At 72.2% G+C, this 17,481-nt stretch carries 17 protein-coding genes; 10 read left to right on the forward strand and 7 right to left on the reverse strand.

Translation table 11 applies throughout. The features are described from left to right. A partial coding sequence (locus tag VO99_RS30840) for a hypothetical protein (RefSeq protein ID WP_046113850.1) occupies positions 1–845 on the forward strand: 845 nt, incomplete at its 5' end. Positions 846–914: 69 nt separating this feature from the next. Here VO99_RS30840 and VO99_RS30845 read toward each other — a convergent pair. The 3 genes from VO99_RS30845 to VO99_RS15715 all read right to left on the reverse strand — a co-directional run bounded on the left by VO99_RS30845 (position 915) and on the right by VO99_RS15715 (position 4,875). Beyond that, on the reverse strand, positions 915–1,553 hold the full coding sequence (locus VO99_RS30845) for a PEP-CTERM sorting domain-containing protein (RefSeq protein ID WP_232315384.1): 639 nt from the start codon (positions 1,551–1,553) through the stop codon (positions 915–917). A gap of 68 nt (positions 1,554–1,621) precedes the next feature. Further along, a complete protein-coding gene (locus tag VO99_RS15710; RefSeq protein ID WP_157039590.1) occupies positions 1,622–4,228 on the reverse strand; it encodes a spermidine synthase in 2,607 nt (868 codons plus the stop codon). A gap of 5 nt (positions 4,229–4,233) precedes the next feature. Then, positions 4,234–4,875, reverse strand: coding sequence for a putative 2OG-Fe(II) oxygenase (locus VO99_RS15715; RefSeq protein WP_046113852.1), 642 nt, complete (start codon positions 4,873–4,875; stop codon positions 4,234–4,236). A 142-nt stretch (positions 4,876–5,017) separates the two neighbouring features. Here VO99_RS15715 and VO99_RS15720 point away from each other — a divergent pair, with 142 nt between their 5' ends. The 6 genes from VO99_RS15720 to VO99_RS15745 all read left to right on the forward strand — a co-directional run bounded on the left by VO99_RS15720 (position 5,018) and on the right by VO99_RS15745 (position 12,403). Then, complete coding sequence (locus tag VO99_RS15720) at positions 5,018–5,464, forward strand: copper chaperone PCu(A)C (RefSeq protein WP_046113853.1); 447 nt, start codon at positions 5,018–5,020, stop codon at positions 5,462–5,464. Positions 5,465–5,567: 103 nt separating this feature from the next. Continuing rightward, positions 5,568–7,802: a hypothetical protein gene (locus VO99_RS15725; protein ID WP_046113854.1), complete on the forward strand. Its 2,235-nt coding sequence runs from the start codon at positions 5,568–5,570 to the stop codon at positions 7,800–7,802. 101 nt (positions 7,803–7,903) lie between these two features. Further along, on the forward strand, positions 7,904–8,761 hold the full coding sequence (locus tag VO99_RS15730) for a peptidylprolyl isomerase (RefSeq protein WP_046113855.1): 858 nt from the start codon (positions 7,904–7,906) through the stop codon (positions 8,759–8,761). Continuing rightward, complete coding sequence (locus VO99_RS15735) at positions 8,758–9,735, forward strand: HupE/UreJ family protein (protein ID WP_052736378.1); 978 nt, start codon at positions 8,758–8,760, stop codon at positions 9,733–9,735. Before VO99_RS15730 ends, VO99_RS15735 begins: the two co-directional genes overlap by 4 nt. A gap of 5 nt (positions 9,736–9,740) precedes the next feature. Continuing rightward, positions 9,741–10,193 carry a hypothetical protein gene (locus tag VO99_RS15740; protein ID WP_046113856.1) on the forward strand — a complete coding sequence of 151 codons (453 nt, stop codon included), beginning with the start codon at positions 9,741–9,743 and terminating at the stop codon, positions 10,191–10,193. A 131-nt stretch (positions 10,194–10,324) separates the two neighbouring features. Further along, positions 10,325–12,403 (forward strand): TonB-dependent receptor, encoded by a 2,079-nt coding sequence (locus VO99_RS15745; protein ID WP_052736379.1) that lies wholly within the window; start codon positions 10,325–10,327, stop codon positions 12,401–12,403. A 9-nt stretch (positions 12,404–12,412) separates the two neighbouring features. On the opposite strand, the gene VO99_RS15750 is transcribed toward VO99_RS15745, so the two are convergent. The 3 genes from VO99_RS15750 to VO99_RS15760 are packed head-to-tail and all read right to left on the reverse strand — an operon-like array spanning position 12,413 to position 14,980. After that, positions 12,413–13,156 carry a hypothetical protein gene (locus tag VO99_RS15750; RefSeq protein WP_046113857.1) on the reverse strand — a complete coding sequence of 248 codons (744 nt, stop codon included), beginning with the start codon at positions 13,154–13,156 and terminating at the stop codon, positions 12,413–12,415. A gap of 34 nt (positions 13,157–13,190) precedes the next feature. Continuing rightward, the gene (locus VO99_RS15755; protein WP_046113858.1) at positions 13,191–14,483 is read right to left on the reverse strand and encodes a glycosyltransferase; all 1,293 of its coding nucleotides are present in this window, start codon (positions 14,481–14,483) and stop codon (positions 13,191–13,193) included. Further along, complete coding sequence (locus VO99_RS15760) at positions 14,480–14,980, reverse strand: GNAT family N-acetyltransferase (RefSeq protein WP_046113859.1); 501 nt, start codon at positions 14,978–14,980, stop codon at positions 14,480–14,482. Before VO99_RS15760 ends, VO99_RS15755 begins: the two co-directional genes overlap by 4 nt. A 97-nt stretch (positions 14,981–15,077) precedes the next feature. Here VO99_RS15760 and VO99_RS15765 point away from each other — a divergent pair, with 97 nt between their 5' ends. Genes VO99_RS15765 through VO99_RS15775 form a run of 3 tightly spaced genes read left to right on the forward strand, consistent with a single transcriptional unit; the run spans position 15,078 to position 16,848 of the window. Then, positions 15,078–16,022, forward strand: coding sequence for a sodium-dependent bicarbonate transport family permease (locus VO99_RS15765; protein WP_046113860.1), 945 nt, complete (start codon positions 15,078–15,080; stop codon positions 16,020–16,022). Continuing rightward, positions 16,019–16,333, forward strand: coding sequence for a P-II family nitrogen regulator (locus tag VO99_RS15770; protein WP_046113861.1), 315 nt, complete (start codon positions 16,019–16,021; stop codon positions 16,331–16,333). The genes VO99_RS15765 and VO99_RS15770 overlap by 4 nt, the downstream gene beginning before the upstream one ends. Before the next feature lie 17 nt (positions 16,334–16,350). Next, entirely contained in the window at positions 16,351–16,848 is a 498-nt protein-coding gene (locus tag VO99_RS15775) for a papain-like cysteine protease family protein (RefSeq protein WP_046113862.1), read from the forward strand. A 24-nt stretch (positions 16,849–16,872) separates the two neighbouring features. Here the strand turns inward: VO99_RS15775 and VO99_RS15780 are convergent, their stop codons facing one another. Beyond that, entirely contained in the window at positions 16,873–17,478 is a 606-nt protein-coding gene (locus VO99_RS15780; RefSeq protein WP_046113863.1) for an MSMEG_1061 family FMN-dependent PPOX-type flavoprotein, read from the reverse strand. Between the last annotated feature and the right edge of the window lie 3 nt (positions 17,479–17,481).

A 17,481-nucleotide genomic window follows, 5' to 3' on the forward strand; every position in this document is an offset into this window, starting at 1 on the left:
CCGCGGCCGAAGGCGAGACCCTGCCTGCCCCGCTGGCCGCCACGCTGGTGCCGCCGGAAGCCCGGCTGCTGCGCGCCAACGGCGCACCGGCCGCGCCGCTGGCCGCCGCCTGGCGGGCCCAGGTGCTGAGAGGCGACCGCGGCCTGGCCCGCGCGGCCGAACCCGCGCGTGGGCCGCGGCCTGCCGCCGCGCCGCCGGCCTGGGCCACGGCGGAATTTCCGGCGCTGGCACTGCTGCCGCTGGCGGCTTCCCAGTCGATGGCGGCGCAGCATGCCGTGCCGGGGGCACAGGCGCCGGTGCTGCCCGGCCTCACGCCCGACAAGCTCGGCTACCTGCTGCATGCCTGGAACGGCCTGCCGGTGGGCCTGCGCCTGGTGCAGGCCGAGCCGGAAGATGCACAGCCCCCGCCGCAGCAGGCCGAGCTGCCCGCGCTGCGGCTGGCGCTGGCACTGCCCACACTGGGCCGGCTGGTGCTGCAGCTGCAGCTGGCCCACGGCGGCGTGTGGCTGGCGGTGGCGGTGGAAGATGCCGGCGCCCTGCCCTATGTGCAGGCCGCGCTGCCGGCCTTCACCTCAGCGCTCGGCAAGGCCGGCCTGCGGCTGCTGCGCTGGCGGCTGGAACGCGGTGCCGGCCACGGCGCCGCCTTCCACAATGCGCCGCTGCAGCTGCCGCCCACGGCGGTGCTGCTGGCGCCCGCGCTGTTCCGCGCGGCGGCCGAGATCGTGCTCGTGCTGCAGCAGGCGGACCTGCTGGCCGCCGCTGAAAAAACAGAGCCTGCGCAACCGCCGGTGGTGACACCGGTGGATGCGCAGGCGCTTGTGAAGCCGGAACCTCCCGTGGCTTGACCGGCCACCGGCTCCAGCGGGCGCGCACCAGGCGCGCCAGGCGTTGTTCGAGTTGGCCTTGGCCGCGGATCAGCCGATGTTGCGGCGACGGCGCGCCACGAAGGCCACCATGCCCAGGCCACCGGCCAGCAGTGCATAGGTCGAGGGCTCGGGCACCGGGGCCAGCGTCACGTTGTCGAAGGCGACCACGCCGTTGGCATCGGCGAACGAGATGGACTTGCCGACGCCGGCGAACACCGCGCTGGTCTTCTCCCAGTTGCAGAAGCCCGTGTCGCTGCAGCCGGCGGTGGCATTGGCGTTCAGGCTCAGCGAGGCCAGCAGGTCGCCCGTGCCGTTCAGGCCCGAGTAGATGTTGATGCTGTTGTTCAGCATCGCCGACGACGAGTAGTACAGCGACAGGTAGCCGCTGAAGCCGGCGTCGACGTTGACATAGGCGGTTTCGCCGAACACGAAGGCCACGGTGCCGCCGCTGGGGGCATTGCTGAAGTAGGAGCCCAGGGCATCGTTGGTCAGCGACAGCATCGATGACGTGAACGACACGCCGTGGTCGGTGCCGGTGCTGCCGGCGCCGCTGGTGCCGCCGTTGTAGAACTCGTTGACCGAGGTTCCGTAGTCGCCCACGCCTTCGAAGGTCAGGGTGACGGGGTTGGCGGCCAGGGCCGGCGCGGTGGCCGCGACCAGCGCGGCAAGGATGGCAAGACGCTTCATGAACAACTTCTCCTCATGATGATTTGGAACGCTCGAATCCAGTCTAGGGACGGTTCGTGACAGTTTGCTCATCGCCCCTGCCATGTCGCCTGCAGTTCATCCCGCAACTGCCGCGCGGCCTGCGCATCGGTGGCGGCCAATGCATCGGCCATGCGCTGCAAGGGCAGGCGGGCAGGCTCGAAGTCGGGGCTGGTGCGCAGCACCGACAGCAAGGGCTCGCGCACCTGGTCCAGCATCTGCCTCACGTCGGCGGATGGCCGCACGCCTTGCCCGGCCTGCAGGAAGCCGTCGCGTGCGCGCCAGTAGGCGGCCAGGCGCGCCGCGTCGGTGGCGGGCGCCGCGCTGCCCAGCACCTCCTGCGGCTGCGCATCCAGCGCCTGCAGCAGCGCCAGCAGCCGCTGCGCAGGCCGTGAATCGGGCGCATAGGTGATGCGCGGCGCGGCATAGGCCACCACCGGATGGTCGTCGGTGTTCAGCGGCGCGCCGGCCGACCAGGCACCCAGCGCGGCCGGCCCGGCCACGAAGCTGCCCAGCACCGACCAGGCATCCGGCAGGCCGAAGGCGGCGGGCGCGGCCGGCAGCGCCGCCTGCGCCATGCGCGCCTGCACCTGCGCTACGCCGAAGCCGCCGCCACCCTGGCGCGCCAGCAGGCCGACCACCGGCGTGTCCAGGCTGTGGGTGGCCAGCAGCATCCAGCCGCCGGGGTACACCGCATGGAAGCTGCGCACGATGCTGCGCAGCGTGGGCAGGTCCAGCTGGTGCAGCGGCAGCCATTGGCAGAAGAGGCCACCCGGTGCCAGCCGCGCCTGCACCGCCGCGAAGTGCTCCACCGTGTACAGCGCACCGCTGCCGCTGCGCGCGGGATGAAAGTTGTCGGCCACGATCAGGTCGTAGGCGCCGCCATCGGTGCGCACGAAGCGGCGTGCATCGGCGGCCACCGACTGCAGCCGCGGCGGCGTGGCCTGGCCGAACACGCGGCGGCCGAATTCGCCGGCCGCGTCGATGACCTCCGGCAGCAGTTCCACCGCGCGCACCTGCAGCCCCGCATCCTGCGCGGCCGAGCCCGCGGTGACGCCGGTGCCCAGCCCCAGGAACAGCGCCTGCCGCGGCGCGGGATGCAGCAGCAGCGGCAGCAGCGCCTGGCGGGCATCGGCGGCCAGGCTGTCGCTGCTGCCCTCCTGCTGCCGGTTGTTGATGCGCAACCGGGCCACGCCGGCCGCATCCTCCACCACGCTCACCACCGCCATCGGCCCTTCGGCCAGCTGCACGATGCGCCCGCCCTCCGGCACCTGCACGAAGCGCAGCGGCGGCGCCGCCAGCGCCACCAGCAGACCGGCGCACAGCAGCACCCAGCCCCAGGCGGTGGACCAGGCGGCGCGGCCGGCCAGCGCCAGGTAAGCCGCCGCCAGCAGCAGCAGCGTGGCCTTGGCACCCAGCGCCGGCACCGCCAGCACGCCCAGCAGCAGCGGCGCCGCCGCCGCGCCCAGTGTGTTGATGCCCAGGCTGCGGCCGAAACCGATGCCCAGGCGCCCGGCCTCGGTGCCCAGGTGGCTGAACAGCGCGCCCATCACCAGCGTGGGTGGCCCGAAGGCCGCCAGCGCCAGCACCGCCTCGGCCACCAGCGCCGCGGCCATGCTGCCTGCGGTGCCCTGCAGCGCGGCCAGCACCGCGGCATGCAGCCCCGGCGCGCCGTACAGCGCACCGGTGCCCAGTAGGCAGGTGGCGGCCAGCGCGCCCAGCAGACGGCCGCGCAGCAGCGCGTCCTGCGCCGGTCCGCTGCGGCGCCAGCGGCCATAGGCGGCCGCCCCGACGGCGCTGCCCACCAGGTACACCGCAAGCAGCATGGCGAAGGTGTAGACGGTGTTCTCCGTCACCTGGCTGATGACGCGCACCGCCAGCACTTCGTAGCCGATGCCCAGCAGGCCGGTGGCCGCCAGCAGCCACTGCAGCCGGCGCGCCTCTGGCCGGGCGGCGGCTGCGGAGCCTGCGCTGGCCGGGGCGGCAGCGCGTTGATCGAACACCGTCCACGCCAGCGCGGCGCACAGCAGGTTGAGGCCGGCGCACAGCGCCGCACTGCGCATCAGCCCCAGCGCCGGCACGGCCCAGAAGGCCACCGCCAGCACGCCCAGCACCGCGCCGAAGGTATTGCCCGCATACAGCGCCGCGATCCACCCGGCCCGCGCGCCCGGGCCTTCGCGCAGCGGCGCCAGCACCCGTTCCATCGCCGGCAGCGTGGCGCCCATGGCTGCGGTGGCCGGCAGCAGCAGCACGAAGCAGCCGCCGAAGGCCACCGCCCACTGCCAGGCGGCCGAAGGCTGCGGGCCGGCGGCGGCCAGCATCGCGCTGGCGGCCGGCGCCATCAGCAGGGCCAGCAGCAGGCTCCACCCGCCGATCACGGCCTCGCAGCCGGCATACCAGAGCGCCGGCCGGCGGCTGCGCAGGATGCGCCCGCCAAGCGCCAGCGCCCCCAGCGCCAGGCCGCCGAAGAACGCCGCCACCACCGCCAGCACCGCGGCGCTCTCGTGGCCCAGCCACAGCGCGGCCTGCTGCGTCCACACCATCTGCAGGCCGAGCGCGGAGGCGCCCGAGCCCAGCATCAACGCCAGCGCCAGGCGCCAGCGCAGGCCGGTGCTGGCCAGCGCCGGCACCTCGAGGACCGCAGCCTGTCTAGACAAGAGTTTCACCCGGTGAAGCCGATGCGGTAGCCCCACGAATCCAGCCGCGTGGGGATCGCATTGAAGGCTAGGGTGATGCGCCGCTCACCCGGATTGGGCGGCACCGCATGCATGAGGTAGCTGGGGAACAGCACCAGGTCGCCGGGTTGCGGCTGCGGGCTGATCCACTTGTCGGCGCTGAAGGGGCCGGTGCTGCTGCCGGCATGGTCGTTCTTGAAGCTGAAGTCGTGGCCGCCCGGCGATTTCATGAACACCGTGCGCGACTCCGGATGGGTGGGCGTGAGGTACACCACGCCGGAGATGAAGCTGTTGGCATGGTTGTGCATGGCCTGGCGGCCGCCGGTCTCCAGCACGTTGACCCACATCTCCTTGAGCGACCAGCCCAGCGCCTCGCCGAACATCAGCGCGCCGAAACCGGCCAGCCGCGGCGTGATGGCGGCGGCCACCAGCCCCAGCAGCGGGCTGTCGGAGGGGCGCAGCATGGCGGTGTGGGACAGCGCATCGCTGGCGTTGTTGCGCACCGCGGCCTGCGCGCCGAAGTGCTCCACCAGGCCACGCACCAGGGCTGCATCCAGCGCACCGGCCACGCGCATGAAGGGCGTGGGAAAGAGGGGAATCACCTCTTCGGTGGAGCCTGAACCTGCCATCTGCCATCTGCCTTCGGGTGTGGCGGCGGACTGTAGGAGCGCTTCAAGACAGCCGCATGACAGTGCGGCCAGCGCTGTCATGCGGCGGTCATCGGGCCGTCATCAGCGCGGCCTAGCGTGCCGGCAACCAAGGAGTACCCCGATGAACCACCGCTTCCACCGCCGGGTCCTGCTGCAGGCGGGCTGCGCGCTCGGCCTGGCCGGCCTGCTGCCCGCGGCCCGCGCCTGCGAGTACTTCGCGCCCAACCTGCGCATCACGCATCCCAACACCCGCGCCACCGGCCCGGGCGAGACCAGCGCCGTGGTCACCATCAAGTTCGACGAGGTGACCCGTGCCGACCGGCTGGTGGCGGTGCGCACCCCGGTGGCCACCGGCGCCGAGATCGGCGGCACGCAGGCCAACCCGGCGGTGGACTTCGCCATCCCCGAAGGCGAGGAGACCTGGCTGCGCGAGGACCGCACCTTCCTCCGCCTGACGGGCCTGAAGCAGCCGCTGCAGGTCAGCCGCAGCTACCCGCTGACGCTGGTGTTCGAGCACGGCGGCGAAGTGGCCGCCACGCTGAACATCGATTACGCGCGCTTCATGTGAGCGAAGACGCCGCGCCGGCGTCATGCCGCGGTCATCACCGCTGCCTAGCATCGCCCGGCCCTTCAAGGTACCCCGCACAACGCAAGACAGAGGAGAGAAGTTGATGAACCCTGTTTACAGCAAGGCCCCGATCGCCCTCGCGGCCATCGCGGCACTCGGCGCCAGCGCCCTGGTGTCCGCCCCCGGCACCGCGCAGGCCGCCAAGCCCGCCGGCACCTACGTCACCGGCGACTTCCACAACCACACCACCTGCTCCGACGGTTCCACCTCGATGCAGAAGCTGGTGAAGAAGAGCACCGACAAGACCGACACGCCCTGGGGCCTGGACTGGTTCGTCCAGGCCGGCCACGGCGGCAGCGGCAACCGCAACTGCACGCTGGTGGAAGACGCCAGCCTGGCCACGCCGGCCTACCCGGTGACCACCTCGCCCAGCGGCGAGCTGCAAGGCCCCACCACCACCTGGCAGAACAGCAACCCCGCCGTGCAGCCCAAGGGCCGCGTGCAGGGCAATGCGCCCAGCCAGGTGATGTGGCGCTGGCAGTCGATCCAGGAGTTCCAGTACCCGGTGCTGGAGTACCTGGCGGCCTACAAGAACAAGCCGATGTTCATGGGCATCGAATCGGTGGCGCCGGGCCATGAGCACGTCTCGGCCTCCGTCATCACCGGCCAGATGCCGGCCGCGCTGGACACCGCCAAGCTGCCCACCACCAAGGGCTACACCCCGCTGGGCAACGCCACCGCGCTGTCGCAGTGGGAATACTGCTTCGACCGCAACGACACCGACACCAGCCGCGGCAACACCGTGCTGGGCGGCAACGTGGGCAACAACTGGAACTGCGCCGTGCCGGGCAGCCTGAACAGCAGCAGCCCCGACTGGAGCGTGGAAGCGCAGAAGCTGGTGCCCGCCAGCGGCGCAGGCGTGGGCAACCGCGGCCATGCCAAGACCCTGGAAGGCCTGAAGTGGATGGCGGCCAACCACCCCAACGGCAGCTACTACGTGCCGGCCCACCTGGAGCGCGCGGGCCCCTTCAACCCGGACGGCAACAACGGCTTCAACGTCGAGCACCTGCGCAACATGAACAACGTGGCGCCGCGCGTCGCGTTCGGCTTCGAGTCGCAGCCGGGCCACGGCGCCTCCGACAACCGCGGCGAGTACTCGCCCGACCGCAACAGCATCGGCGGCGTTCGCGTCGACTCGGTGGGCGGCACCACCTGGGGCGGCACCGGCGTGTACGCCTCGCAAGTGGGCGGCGTGTGGGACGCCCTGCTGGGCGAAGGCCGCAACTGGTGGTTCTTCGCCAGCTCCGACTGGCACAACCGCGGCAGCTTCGGCCCGGACGACCGTCGCTCGACGCAGGACTTCTACCCCGGCGAATACCAGCGCGACTTCGTGATGGTGCGCAACGGCACCGATCCCAAGCTGCGCCCGCAAGCCATCGTCGACGGCCTGCGCACCGGCAACAGCTTCGCCGCCAGCGGCCAGCTGATCGACCGCCTGGCCTTCGTGGCCTGCGCCTCCTACCCCGGCATCGGTGCCCGCACCAATGCCGCGGTGGAAGCCCTGGCGGTGAACGCCGCCCGCGCCAACACCGACACCGACGTGCCCGGCTGCGCCACCATGGGCGAGAAGCTCGTGGTGCGCCCGGGTGCGGAGATCGTGGTGGCCATCGTGGCGCGCGACCCGGCGGGCAAGAGCTACTCGCCCTACACCTTCAACAACCCGTCGCTGGCCCAGGTGGGCATCAACCAGCCGCTGAACATGCCGGTGCTGGACCACATCGACGTGATCCGCGGCATGGTCGGCGGCTACAAGCAGCCGGGCGCGGCCGACTATGCCGGCCAGTGGCCCAACGACTGGCTGCGCAACCCGGTGATGGCCAATGTGCCGGCCGCGGCGAAGAACACCACGGCCGCGGTGATGAGGACCTTCAACAACGCCACCTGGTCGGCCGTGGCCGGCGATGCGGAGTTCAAGAAGATGAGCTTCCGCGTGCCGGCGGTGCGTGCCTCGCAGTACCTGCGCCTGCGCGGCAGCAACCTGCCGGCCGGCGTGCCGTACGAGACCGATGCCAACGGCAACCCGCTGGCCGACATCCACACCAACGCCAGCAACGAGGCCAACCTGCGCATCGCCTGCACGGTGGCCGGCACCAAGGTGCCGGGCAACGACGTGGTGTACACCGGTGCCGACATCGACGGCTGCCCGGCGCACCTGCCGGTGGTCAACGGCCAGAAGTACGTGGCCTATGACGTGGCGGCCTGGGCCGACCTCTGGTTCTACAGCAACCCGATCTACATCGAGGTGAGCGGCGCCACCGCCGTGGCCGGCGTCAAGTAAGGCCCTGGGGGGCGGCCCATCCGCCCTCCGCCCGATATCAGGCGCCGCGCGGCCACACCGCGCGGCGCGCTTTTTCGCTTGTGAATCCTGCTGTTTCCACCATGACCACCACCCTGCGACCGCCCCCTTCCCCGCGTGCCGAGCCCACCGCGCGGCGCCCGCTGCCGGGCTGGCTGCATGAGCCGCTGCTGCACTTCGTGCTGATCGGCGCCGTGCTGTTCGGCGTCGATCACTACCTCGTCTCGCAGACGGACGACCCGCGCACCATCGTCGTCACCCGTGCAGTGGACGACGAGGCGCGGCAGCTGTTCCAGTCGTCGCGCGGCCGCGCACCGAACGAGGCGGAGATGAAGGCGCTGCGCCAGGCCTGGCTGGACAACGAGGTGCTGTACCGCGAAGGCCTGGCGATGCAGGTGGACCGTGGCGACAAGGCCCTGCGCGAGCGGGTGATCTTCAAGGCGCTGAGCGTGGTGGAAGCCGACGTGAAGCCGCCCGTGTTCGACGAGAACACGCTGCGCACCTGGTTCGAGGCCCACCGCCACAAGTACGACGAGCCGGCCCGCTTCGACTTCCAGGAAGCCGTGCTCACCGACATGAGCGAATCGACCGCCCGGGCGTTCGCCGATGCGCTGAATGCCGGCACGCCCGGCCAGGCCGATGCCGGCCTGCGGGTGTTCAAGGGCCGGCCGCATGCCAACCTGGTGGACACCTACGGCGCCGACTTCGCCAAGGCGCTGGAGACCGCGCCCACCGGCGCCTGGCGCGCGCTGCAAAGCCGCGACGGCTGGCGCGTGATGCAGCTGCAGGCCGTGAGCCCGGCCCAGCCGGCCGACTTCCAGGCGCTGCAGGGCGTGGTGCTGCAGGACTGGACCGACCAGGTGATGGCCGAGCGCCGCACCGCCGCCGTGCGGGCGCTGGCGCAGAAGTACAGCGTGAAGATCGAGGCCGACGCACCATGATCCGCTTGCTGAGAGGCCTGCTGCCGGCGCTGCTGTCGGCGCTGGCGATGCTGGCCCTGCTGGGCCCGCTGGCGGCCACGCCGGCCCGCGCGCACGAGATGTCGATGGCCGAGATGGCGCTGCGTGAGACCACGCAGGGCGAGTTCCTGTGGAACTGGACCGCCCGCGAACGCGGCGCCAACGACGACCTGCGGCCGGTATGGCCCGATGGCTGCCGCGCCGAAGCCAACCTGCTGCGCTGCGGCCCCGGCGGCCTGCAGGGCACGCTGGGCATGGAAGGCGTGGGCGAGCGCTATTCGGCGGCCATGGTCAAGGTGACCTGGCTGGACGGCCAGACCCGCGTCTACACCCTGACCACCGGCCAGCCGACGGTGCAGCTGTACGGCGCCGCCAACGACCCGCGCGGCATGGGCGAGATCGCACGCGCCTACCTGCTGCTCGGCGTGGAGCACATCCTGGCCGGCTTCGACCACCTGATCTTCGTCATCAGCCTGCTGTTCCTGGTGGGCTTCAACCGGCGGCTGGTGACCACCATCACCGCCTTCACGCTGGCGCACAGCCTGACGCTGGCCTCCAGCGCGCTGGGCTGGCTGACGCTGCGCTCGCCGCCGGTGGAAGCCACCATCGCGCTGTCCATCCTGCTGGTGGCCGGCGAGGCGCTGCACAACCGGCAGACGCTGTCGCGCCGCTGGCCGGCGCTGGTGGCCTTCCTGTTCGGGCTGGTGCACGGGCTGGGCTTCGCCGGCGCGCTGCAGCAGATCGGCCTGCCCGAGAACCACCTGCTGGTGGCGCTGCTCACCTTCAACGTGGGCGTGGAGCTGGGCCAGCTGCTGGTGGTGGCGCTGGCCTATGTGGGCTGGCGGCTGCTGCGTGGCGTGCAGGCCTTCCAGCGGGCCCGCACGCCGGCGCTGTACGGCATCGGCGGCGTGGCCGCCTACTGGGCCATCGGCCGCGTGGTCAGCATCCTGGCCTGAAGCCGGTGAACCCCGCACCGAGCCGGCCACGGCGCCCGCGGCCGGCCCTGTGGTGGCTGCTGGTGGCGCTGCTGCTGGCGCTGCCGCTGTATGGCGCCTCGGCCGTGGTGCTCAAGCTGCTGGGGCCGGCGCACCGTCACCTGCAGCCCGCGCCGCCGCAGCTCACGGCGCATGGGCATGGGCATGAGCATGCCCACACGCATGACGGCATCGAGCGCCATCACCACGACATCGGCGACGACAGCATCGTCACGGCCGATGGCCATGCCGCCTCCGCCGATGCGGTGGAGGCGGCCGACGAGGCCGGCGCCGGCAGCGCGACGCTGCCGCTGGCGCTGGGTTTTGCACTGCGCCTGCGGCCACCTGCTGCACGGCGCCGCGCCTGGCCACGGGCCACGCGCAGTGCCTGGCGCAACGGCTGGCGCTGCCGGCTGGAGCGGCCGCCCGCCAGGCACTGAGCCAGGCGGCTCGGCCCGGCCCTGCGCCGACCGGCCCGCCCGCAGCCCTGCCCGTTGAGCCGCCACCGGCCGCCGCCTGCATCCGCGGGCGGCGCGGCGGCGTATCGCCTGCACATCTTGCAAAGACACCCATGACCTACTTCGATTCACGCCGGCATGCACTGGCGCTGGCGGCCGCCGTGGCCTGTAGCGGCCAGGCCGCCCACGCCCAGTCCACCGACACCCTGGCCGCCGCGCCGCAGACCATCGAGATCACCGGCCGCCATTACGACAACGCCGTGGGCAGCAGCGATGCCGCCTCGCAGGGCGTGATCCGCGCCGAGCTGCTGAAGAGCCGCCCCGCGCTGCGCCCCGGCGAGGTGCTGGAGTTCGTGCCCGGGGTCATCGTCACCCAGCACTCGGGCGACGGCAAGGCCAACCAGTACTTCCTGCGCGGCTTCAACCTGGACCACGGCACCGACTTCGCCACCATCGTCAACGGCCTGCCGGTGAACATGCCCAGCCATGGCCACGGCCAGGGCTACAGCGACCTCAACTTCCTGATGCCCGAACTGGTGGAACGGGTGGAGTACCGCAAGGGCCCGTACTTCGCGCGCAATGGCGACTTCTCCTCCGCCGGCTCGGCCGACATCGCCTACCGCCGCAGCCTGGACGCGCCCTTCGCGCAGGTGACGCTGGGCGAGAACGGCTACCGCCGCGGCGTGCTGGGCGGCTCCACCACCGTGGCGTCCGACCTCACGCTGCTGGCCGCCTTCGAGGGCCTGCACAACGACGGCCCCTGGCGCGTGCCCGAGGACATGAAGAAGAGCAACGGCGTGCTCACGCTGTCGGGCGGCAGCGCGGCGCAGGGCTGGAGCACCAGCCTGATGGGCTACAGCGCCCGCTGGACGGCCACCGACCAGATCCCGGAACGGCTGGTCGGCAGCACCGTCGATGGCCGCCGCTTCGGCCGCTTCGATTCGCTGGACGACTCCACCGGCGGCAGCACCGAGCGCTACAGCCTGTCGGGCGAATGGCACCGCGACGGCGCGGCCGGCCGCACGCAGCTCTCGGCCTATGCGATGGCCTACCGGCTGGACCTGAACAGCAACTTCACCTATGCGCTGGAGCGGCCCGACGACGGCGACCAGTTCAAGCAGCGCGACGAGCGCAAGGTGTTCGGCCTGCAGGCCAGCCACAGCCTGCCGCACGACATCGCCGGCCTGGCCGCGCGCACCGAGTTCGGCCTGCAGCTGCGGCACGACCGCATCCGCGTCGGCCTGTTCGACAGCGTGGCCCGCCGCATCACCGCCACCACCCGCGAGGACAAGGTGCGCGAGACGCTGCTGGGCCTGTATGGCCAGACGGCGCTGGAGCTCTCGCCCACGCTGCGCCTGGTGGCCGGCCTGCGGGCCGACCATGTGCGCAACCGCGTGGAGGCGCTGACCCTGCCGGCCAATGGCGGAGAAGCCAGCGACACCCAGGTCTCGCCCAAGCTGTCGCTGATCTGGACCCCGGTGCAGCACACCGAGTTCTTTGCCAATGCCGGGCGCGGCTTCCACAGCAACGACGCCCGCGGCACCACCGCCCGCATCGACCCCAAGAGCGGCGATGCAGTGGACCGCGTGCCGCCGCTGGTGGCCTCCACCGGCTGGGAGCTGGGCGCACGCACCGAGGTGCTGCCGGGGCTGCAGAGCTCGCTGGCGCTGTGGAAGCTGGACTTCGACTCCGAGCTGGTCTACATCGGCGATGCGGGCGCCACCGAGGCCAGCAGCGGCAGCCGGCGCCGCGGCATCGAGTTCAACAACCGCTGGACGCCGGTGCGCTGGTTCCTGCTGGACGCCGACTTCGCCTGGACCCATGCCCGCTTCGACAACGGCGACCGCATTCCCAACGCGGTGGACAAGGTGGCCTCGGTGGCGGCCACGCTGCGCGAGCTGGGGCCGTGGTCGGCGTCGATCCAGTGGCGCTACCTGGGCAGCGGCGCGCTGGTGGAGGACAACAGCCAGCGCTCGAAGTCGTCGCTGACGACCAACCTGCGCCTGGGCTGGCAGCTGCAGCCGCGCACCGAGCTGACGCTGGACGTGTTCAACCTGTTCGACCGCAAGGTGGACGACATCCAGTACTACTACGAGTCGCAGCTGCCCGGCGAGGCCACCGCCACCGCCGGCCGCCATGTGCACCCGGCGGAGCCGCGCAGCGTGCGGTTGACGCTGAACATGCGGTTCTAGCCTGCCCCGTCAGAAACCCGCCGTCAGGCCCAGCGTGAACAGCCTCGCGCGGCCACTGGCCGTGTGCAGCGCGTAGGAGGTGCCCAGCGTCAGCGTCGGCGTGGCCACCCAGCGCAGGCCCAGTCCGGCCCAGGGGCGGCGGTGGTCGTCGCCGTACAGCTCGGCGCCCAGGTCGACGCTGCCGGCCGCCGCCCATTCCACGGCCAGCGCCCAGAGGGTGCTGCGCTGATGGTCTGCCTGGCTGCCGAGATGGCCCAGGTTGGCATGGCCGGTGAGGCCGTCGGCCAGCGCCGCACTGCCGGCCAGGCCGATGGCCAGGCTGTCGCGCCGGAACGCACGATGACCGTCGCGGGACCAGGCCGCGGCACCCACCAGCGTCAGCGAGGCATCGGCGTCGCCATGGCCGAGCAGCCGGGCCTTGAAGCCGAGCAGGCCGCCATCGCTGCGGCCGGCTTGGTCGGTGCCGCGCTCACGGGTGGTCTGCAGCGCCAGCGCGGCCTGCACGCCGTGTCCCGCGCCGCAACTGCCTTGCAGCGAGACGCCCCGCTCGCGGCCGGCGGGCCGCAGGCGTTGGTGCGCGCCATACAGCTCCAGTTCGCAGTCGCCGGCTTCCAGCACGCCGGCGTCTTCGGTGGCCAGCGGCCGGCCGGCCTGCGCCGGCATGGCGGCACAGCAGGCCAGTGCAACGGCGGCGCAGGCGGTGAAGCTGCGCAGGGTCGGGCAAGGCGGCGAGGCGGGGCGCGGGCTGGGCATGGCAGGGTCGACGGGTAGCGCGAAGGTCAACGGTTTACGGCGCCCGTGCCGGCGACTTGAGCCGGCGGGCCAGCGCCTCGATGGCTTCGCACAGCCCCGGCAGCGGATCGGCGGCGGCCAGGCGGGCCGCCACCTCGGCGCGGTGGGCTGCGGCACCCGGCGCCCGCAGCAGGCGCCCGAGCCGCTGCTGCAGGCGCCGCGAAGTTGCATTCGCCGCGGGCAGCGCATCGCCCACGCCCAGGGCCTGCACCCGGCGTGCGTTGTCGAACTGGTCGTGCGCGAACGGCAGCACCAGCTGCGGCACGCCGGACCGCAGCGCTTCGGCGGTGGTGCCGATGCCGCCGTGGTGCACCAGCGCCGCGGCCCAGGGCAGCAGCGCCCTGAACGAGACATAGCCCGGTGCGATCACCGTCGGCGGCAGCGCGGCCGGCAGTTGCTCCGGATGGCCGGTGACGAAGACCGCGCGCCGCCCCAGCGCCTGCACGGCCTGCAGCGCCGCGGCGAAGTAGGCCGCCGCATGCCGGTGGCCGGTGCCGGGCGTGAAGACGACGGGCGCCGTGCCTGCCGCGAGGAACTCCTGGAGGTCGGGCGCCAGCGCCCCGCTGCCCGGCCGGTCGTACAGCAGGAAGCCGCCTTCGGCCAGCGGCCGCGGCCAGTCGGGCTGGGTGGGTCCGAACCACGGCGGGAACAGCAGCAGCGACAGGTCGGGCACCGACTGCAGGTGGGCGACGAAATGCGCCACCGCCGGCAGGCCGAGCAGGCTGCGCTCGCGGTTGATGTCCGGCACGGTGGTCGGGTCCAGCAGCCCGGCGTCGATGCGCCGCCAGGCCCATCGGCGCAGGGCCAGCGGCACCCAGCGCGGCACGGCCAGCGGCCCCAGCATCAGCGGATCGTGCACCGTGCGCAGGTTCACCGGGGCCAGCCAGGTGCCGGCGATGGGCAGGCCCGGTCGCAGCGCCCGGCACAGGTCCGCCGCAGGCAGCGCCAGCGGATGGGCGACCAGCACGTCGGGCTGCTCGGCGGCCGGTAGCGCCTGCACATGCTCGTGCAGCAGCCGCAGGCCGGCGCGGGTGTGCCGCCACACCACCTCGAAGCCCTTGCGCGGGTGCCACAGGTCGGGCTCCCGCGTCACCGCCTCGTACTGGGCGCTGCTGCCCATCACCACGAAGCCCAGCCCGGCCTCGGCCACCAGCGGGCCGAAGGGCTCCGGGCACGCCAGCGTCACCCGGTGCCCGCGCGCCTGCAGCGCCTGGCCCAGCGCCAGGAAGGGATGGATATCGCCTGCGGAGCCGACGGTGGCCATGAGCACCCGCAAGGGCCAATTCATGGCGCGGCCAGCCGCAGCTGCCATGGGCCCGGCGGCCGCGCCAGGAAACCCAGCCGAGTGAAGAGCCGCTGCGAGCGCAGGTTGTCCTCGTCGATGTCGGCCAGCAGCAGCCGCAGCTGCAGGCCGTCGCGGGCATGCGCCACCAGCGCCCGCAGCGCTTCGGCCATCAGACCCTGGCCCCAGTGACGGCGCGCCAGCAGGCAACCCACCTCGGCGCTGGCGCAGGCGGTGTCGAAGTGATGCAGGCCGCAGGTGCCGATCACGCGGTCGTCCTCGCGGCCGGCCACGGCCCACTCCAGCGACAGGCCCGCGGCCAGCAGCCGCTGCACGCTGTCGTGCAGGGCGGCAACATCGGTGACGGCGGCAAAGGGGGGATCGCTGGCATGGCGCATCACGCACGGGTCGCCATACACCTCGAACAGGTCGGCATCGTCGGCATCGCGGCGCATCGGGCGCAGCCGCAGGCGCGGGGTGGTGAGCAGGGGCAGCTGGTGCACGGCGTCATGTTAAGAGCCGCGTACCTGTGGGGCTGTTGGCCGGGCGCCCTGGCGGTCGCGCCGATACTGCGCGCGCTTTTCGCCCCGAGACCCTTCCATGATCGACGTCGTCGTCTTCTTCTTCCTGCTCGGCCTGTTCGCCCGCCTGGTGCGCAGCGAGCTGAAGCTGCCCGAGGCGCTGTACGAGACCCTGTCCATCTACCTGCTGCTGGCCATCGGGCTGAAGGGCGGCATCGAACTCTCCAAGCAGCCGCTGGCCACGCTGGCGCCCGAGGTGGCGGCGCTGGCGGCCATGGGCTTCCTCATTCCGCTGGCGCTGTATCCGCTGCTGCGGCTGCTGCGGCTGTCGGGCGTGGATGCGGCGGCGCTGGGTGCCCACTACGGCTCGGTCAGCGTGGTCACCTTCGCGGTGGCGCAGACGGCGCTGGCCCGCGAAGGCCTGCCGCTGGAAGCGCAGGCACCGCTGTGGGTGGCGGTGCTGGAAGCGCCGGGCCTGCTGGCCGGCATCCTGCTGGCGCGCCTGTCGGCCGCGCGCGAGGCCAGCGGCCCGCCGCGCTGGGGCGAGCTGGCGCACGACGTGTTCTTCGGCAAGAGCGTGCTGCTGCTGGTGGGCGGCCTGGTCATCGGCGCGGTGGCGGGCGAAGCAGGCACCGCGCCCATCAAGGCGGTGTTCGTCGATCCGTTCAAGGGCGTGCTGGCGCTGTTCCTGCTGGAACTGGGCCTGGTGGCCGGCGGCCGGCTGGGCGATGTACGGCGCTTCGGCTTCGCGGTGCTGCTGGTGGGCATCGGCGCGCCGCTGCTGCTGAGCGGGGTGGGCGCGGCCACCGGCCTGCTGCTCGGCCTGGGCATCGGCGGCGTGGCCATGCTGGCCACGCTGGCGGCCAGCGCCAGCTACATTGCCGCGCCCACGGCCATGCGCATCGCGGTGCCGCAGGCGAATGCGGCCCTGTCCATCACCGCCGCGCTCGGCATCACCTTCCCGTTCAACATCGTCGTCGGCATCCCGCTCTACATCGAGCTGGCCCGCAGGTTGCAGCCATGAACACACCGCTTCCCACCCATGCCCGTACGCTGCTGGTCATCGTGGCCGAGGCCGCGCTCGAGAAGCCGCTGATCCGCGAGGCCCGCGCCCTGGGCGTGCAGGGCTGGACGGTGGCCGAGGTGCACGGCCGCTTCTTCGAAGGCGAGCGCGAAGGCGCCTGGGAGGCCGACCGCACCATCGAGCTGAAGCTGCTGTGCGACCGCCCCATCGCCGAGGCCCTGGCCCGCCAGGTGCTGGCGCGCTATGCGCCGAACTACAGCGTGGCGATGTACTTCACGCCGGCCGAGGTGCTGCGGCCGGAGCGCTTCTGACCCACGGAGCCTGCGACATGCCGTCCATCATCCTGCGCGAACCCGAATTCATCCGCCAGACCAAGATCAACAGCTGCTGGTTCGCCTGCCTGCAGATGCTGCTGAAGTGGCACACCGGCAGCGGCGACATCACCGACACCACGGTGCGCGGGCTGGCCAGCCACTTCACGCCGCGCTCGTACGACGAGATTCCGCAGGCCTTCCGCAGCACGAACAGGATCCGCGTGCAGACGGACAACAAGTTCGACAGCGTGGACGAGATCGCCGGCCTGCTCAAGCACTACGGCCCGTTCATGGGCGGCGGCAAGGTGGGCAAATTCTTCATCGGCAAGCGCCGTTTCGGCCACGCCATCCTGATCTACGGAGTGACTCCTTCGGGCCACGTGTTGCACCACGACCCCACGCTGGGCGCGCACTGCACCATCAAGGGCGACAACTACCTGCGGCTGCAGGACGGCGAGCGGGTGCTGTACGTCAACAACCCGCGCGTCGAGCTCGACGGCCAGGGCGGCTGAGCCCGGGCTGCCGCCGTCCCCGCCTCACAGGTCAGGCGCGTAGCGGCGCTCCATCTCCTCGCGGGTTTCGGGCGCCACGTTCAGGCCGGTCTGCTCGCTGATCATCTGGCCGGCGGTGGGCAGCAACTCGCGCGGCTGCTGCGCCTCGGGCTTCCACAGCCGGGAGCGCAGCAGCGCCTTGGCGCAATGCAGGTAAGCCGCCTGCACCTGCACGCGGATCACCAGCTTGGGCGCGCGGCGCTCGGTGGTGCAGGCGGCGATGTCGGCCGCGTCCTGCGACAGCACTGCGCGGCCGTTGACGCGCAACGTCTCGTCGAAGCCGGGGATCAGGAACAGCAGGCCGATGCCGCCGGTGGCGACGATGTTCTCCAGCGTGTCGAGCCGGTTGTTGCCCGGCGCATCGGGGATCAGCAGCCCGCCTTCGGTCGTGACCTGCACGAAGCCGGGATCACCGCCGCGCGGCGACACGTCCATCTGGTGCTCGGCGCTGCCCGTGGACACCAGCACGAAGGGCGACAGCGCGATGAAGCGCCGGCAATGCACATCCAGCGCATCGATCTGCTTGAGCACCGCGCGGGGTTGCGGTTGGCTATACAACTTGCGCAGCTCGGCGACGCTGGTGATGGGCATGGT

Source organism: Aquincola tertiaricarbonis, from assembly GCF_000969605.1.
In the GTDB taxonomy this organism is placed as follows: domain Bacteria; phylum Pseudomonadota; class Gammaproteobacteria; order Burkholderiales; family Burkholderiaceae_C; genus Aquincola; species Aquincola tertiaricarbonis.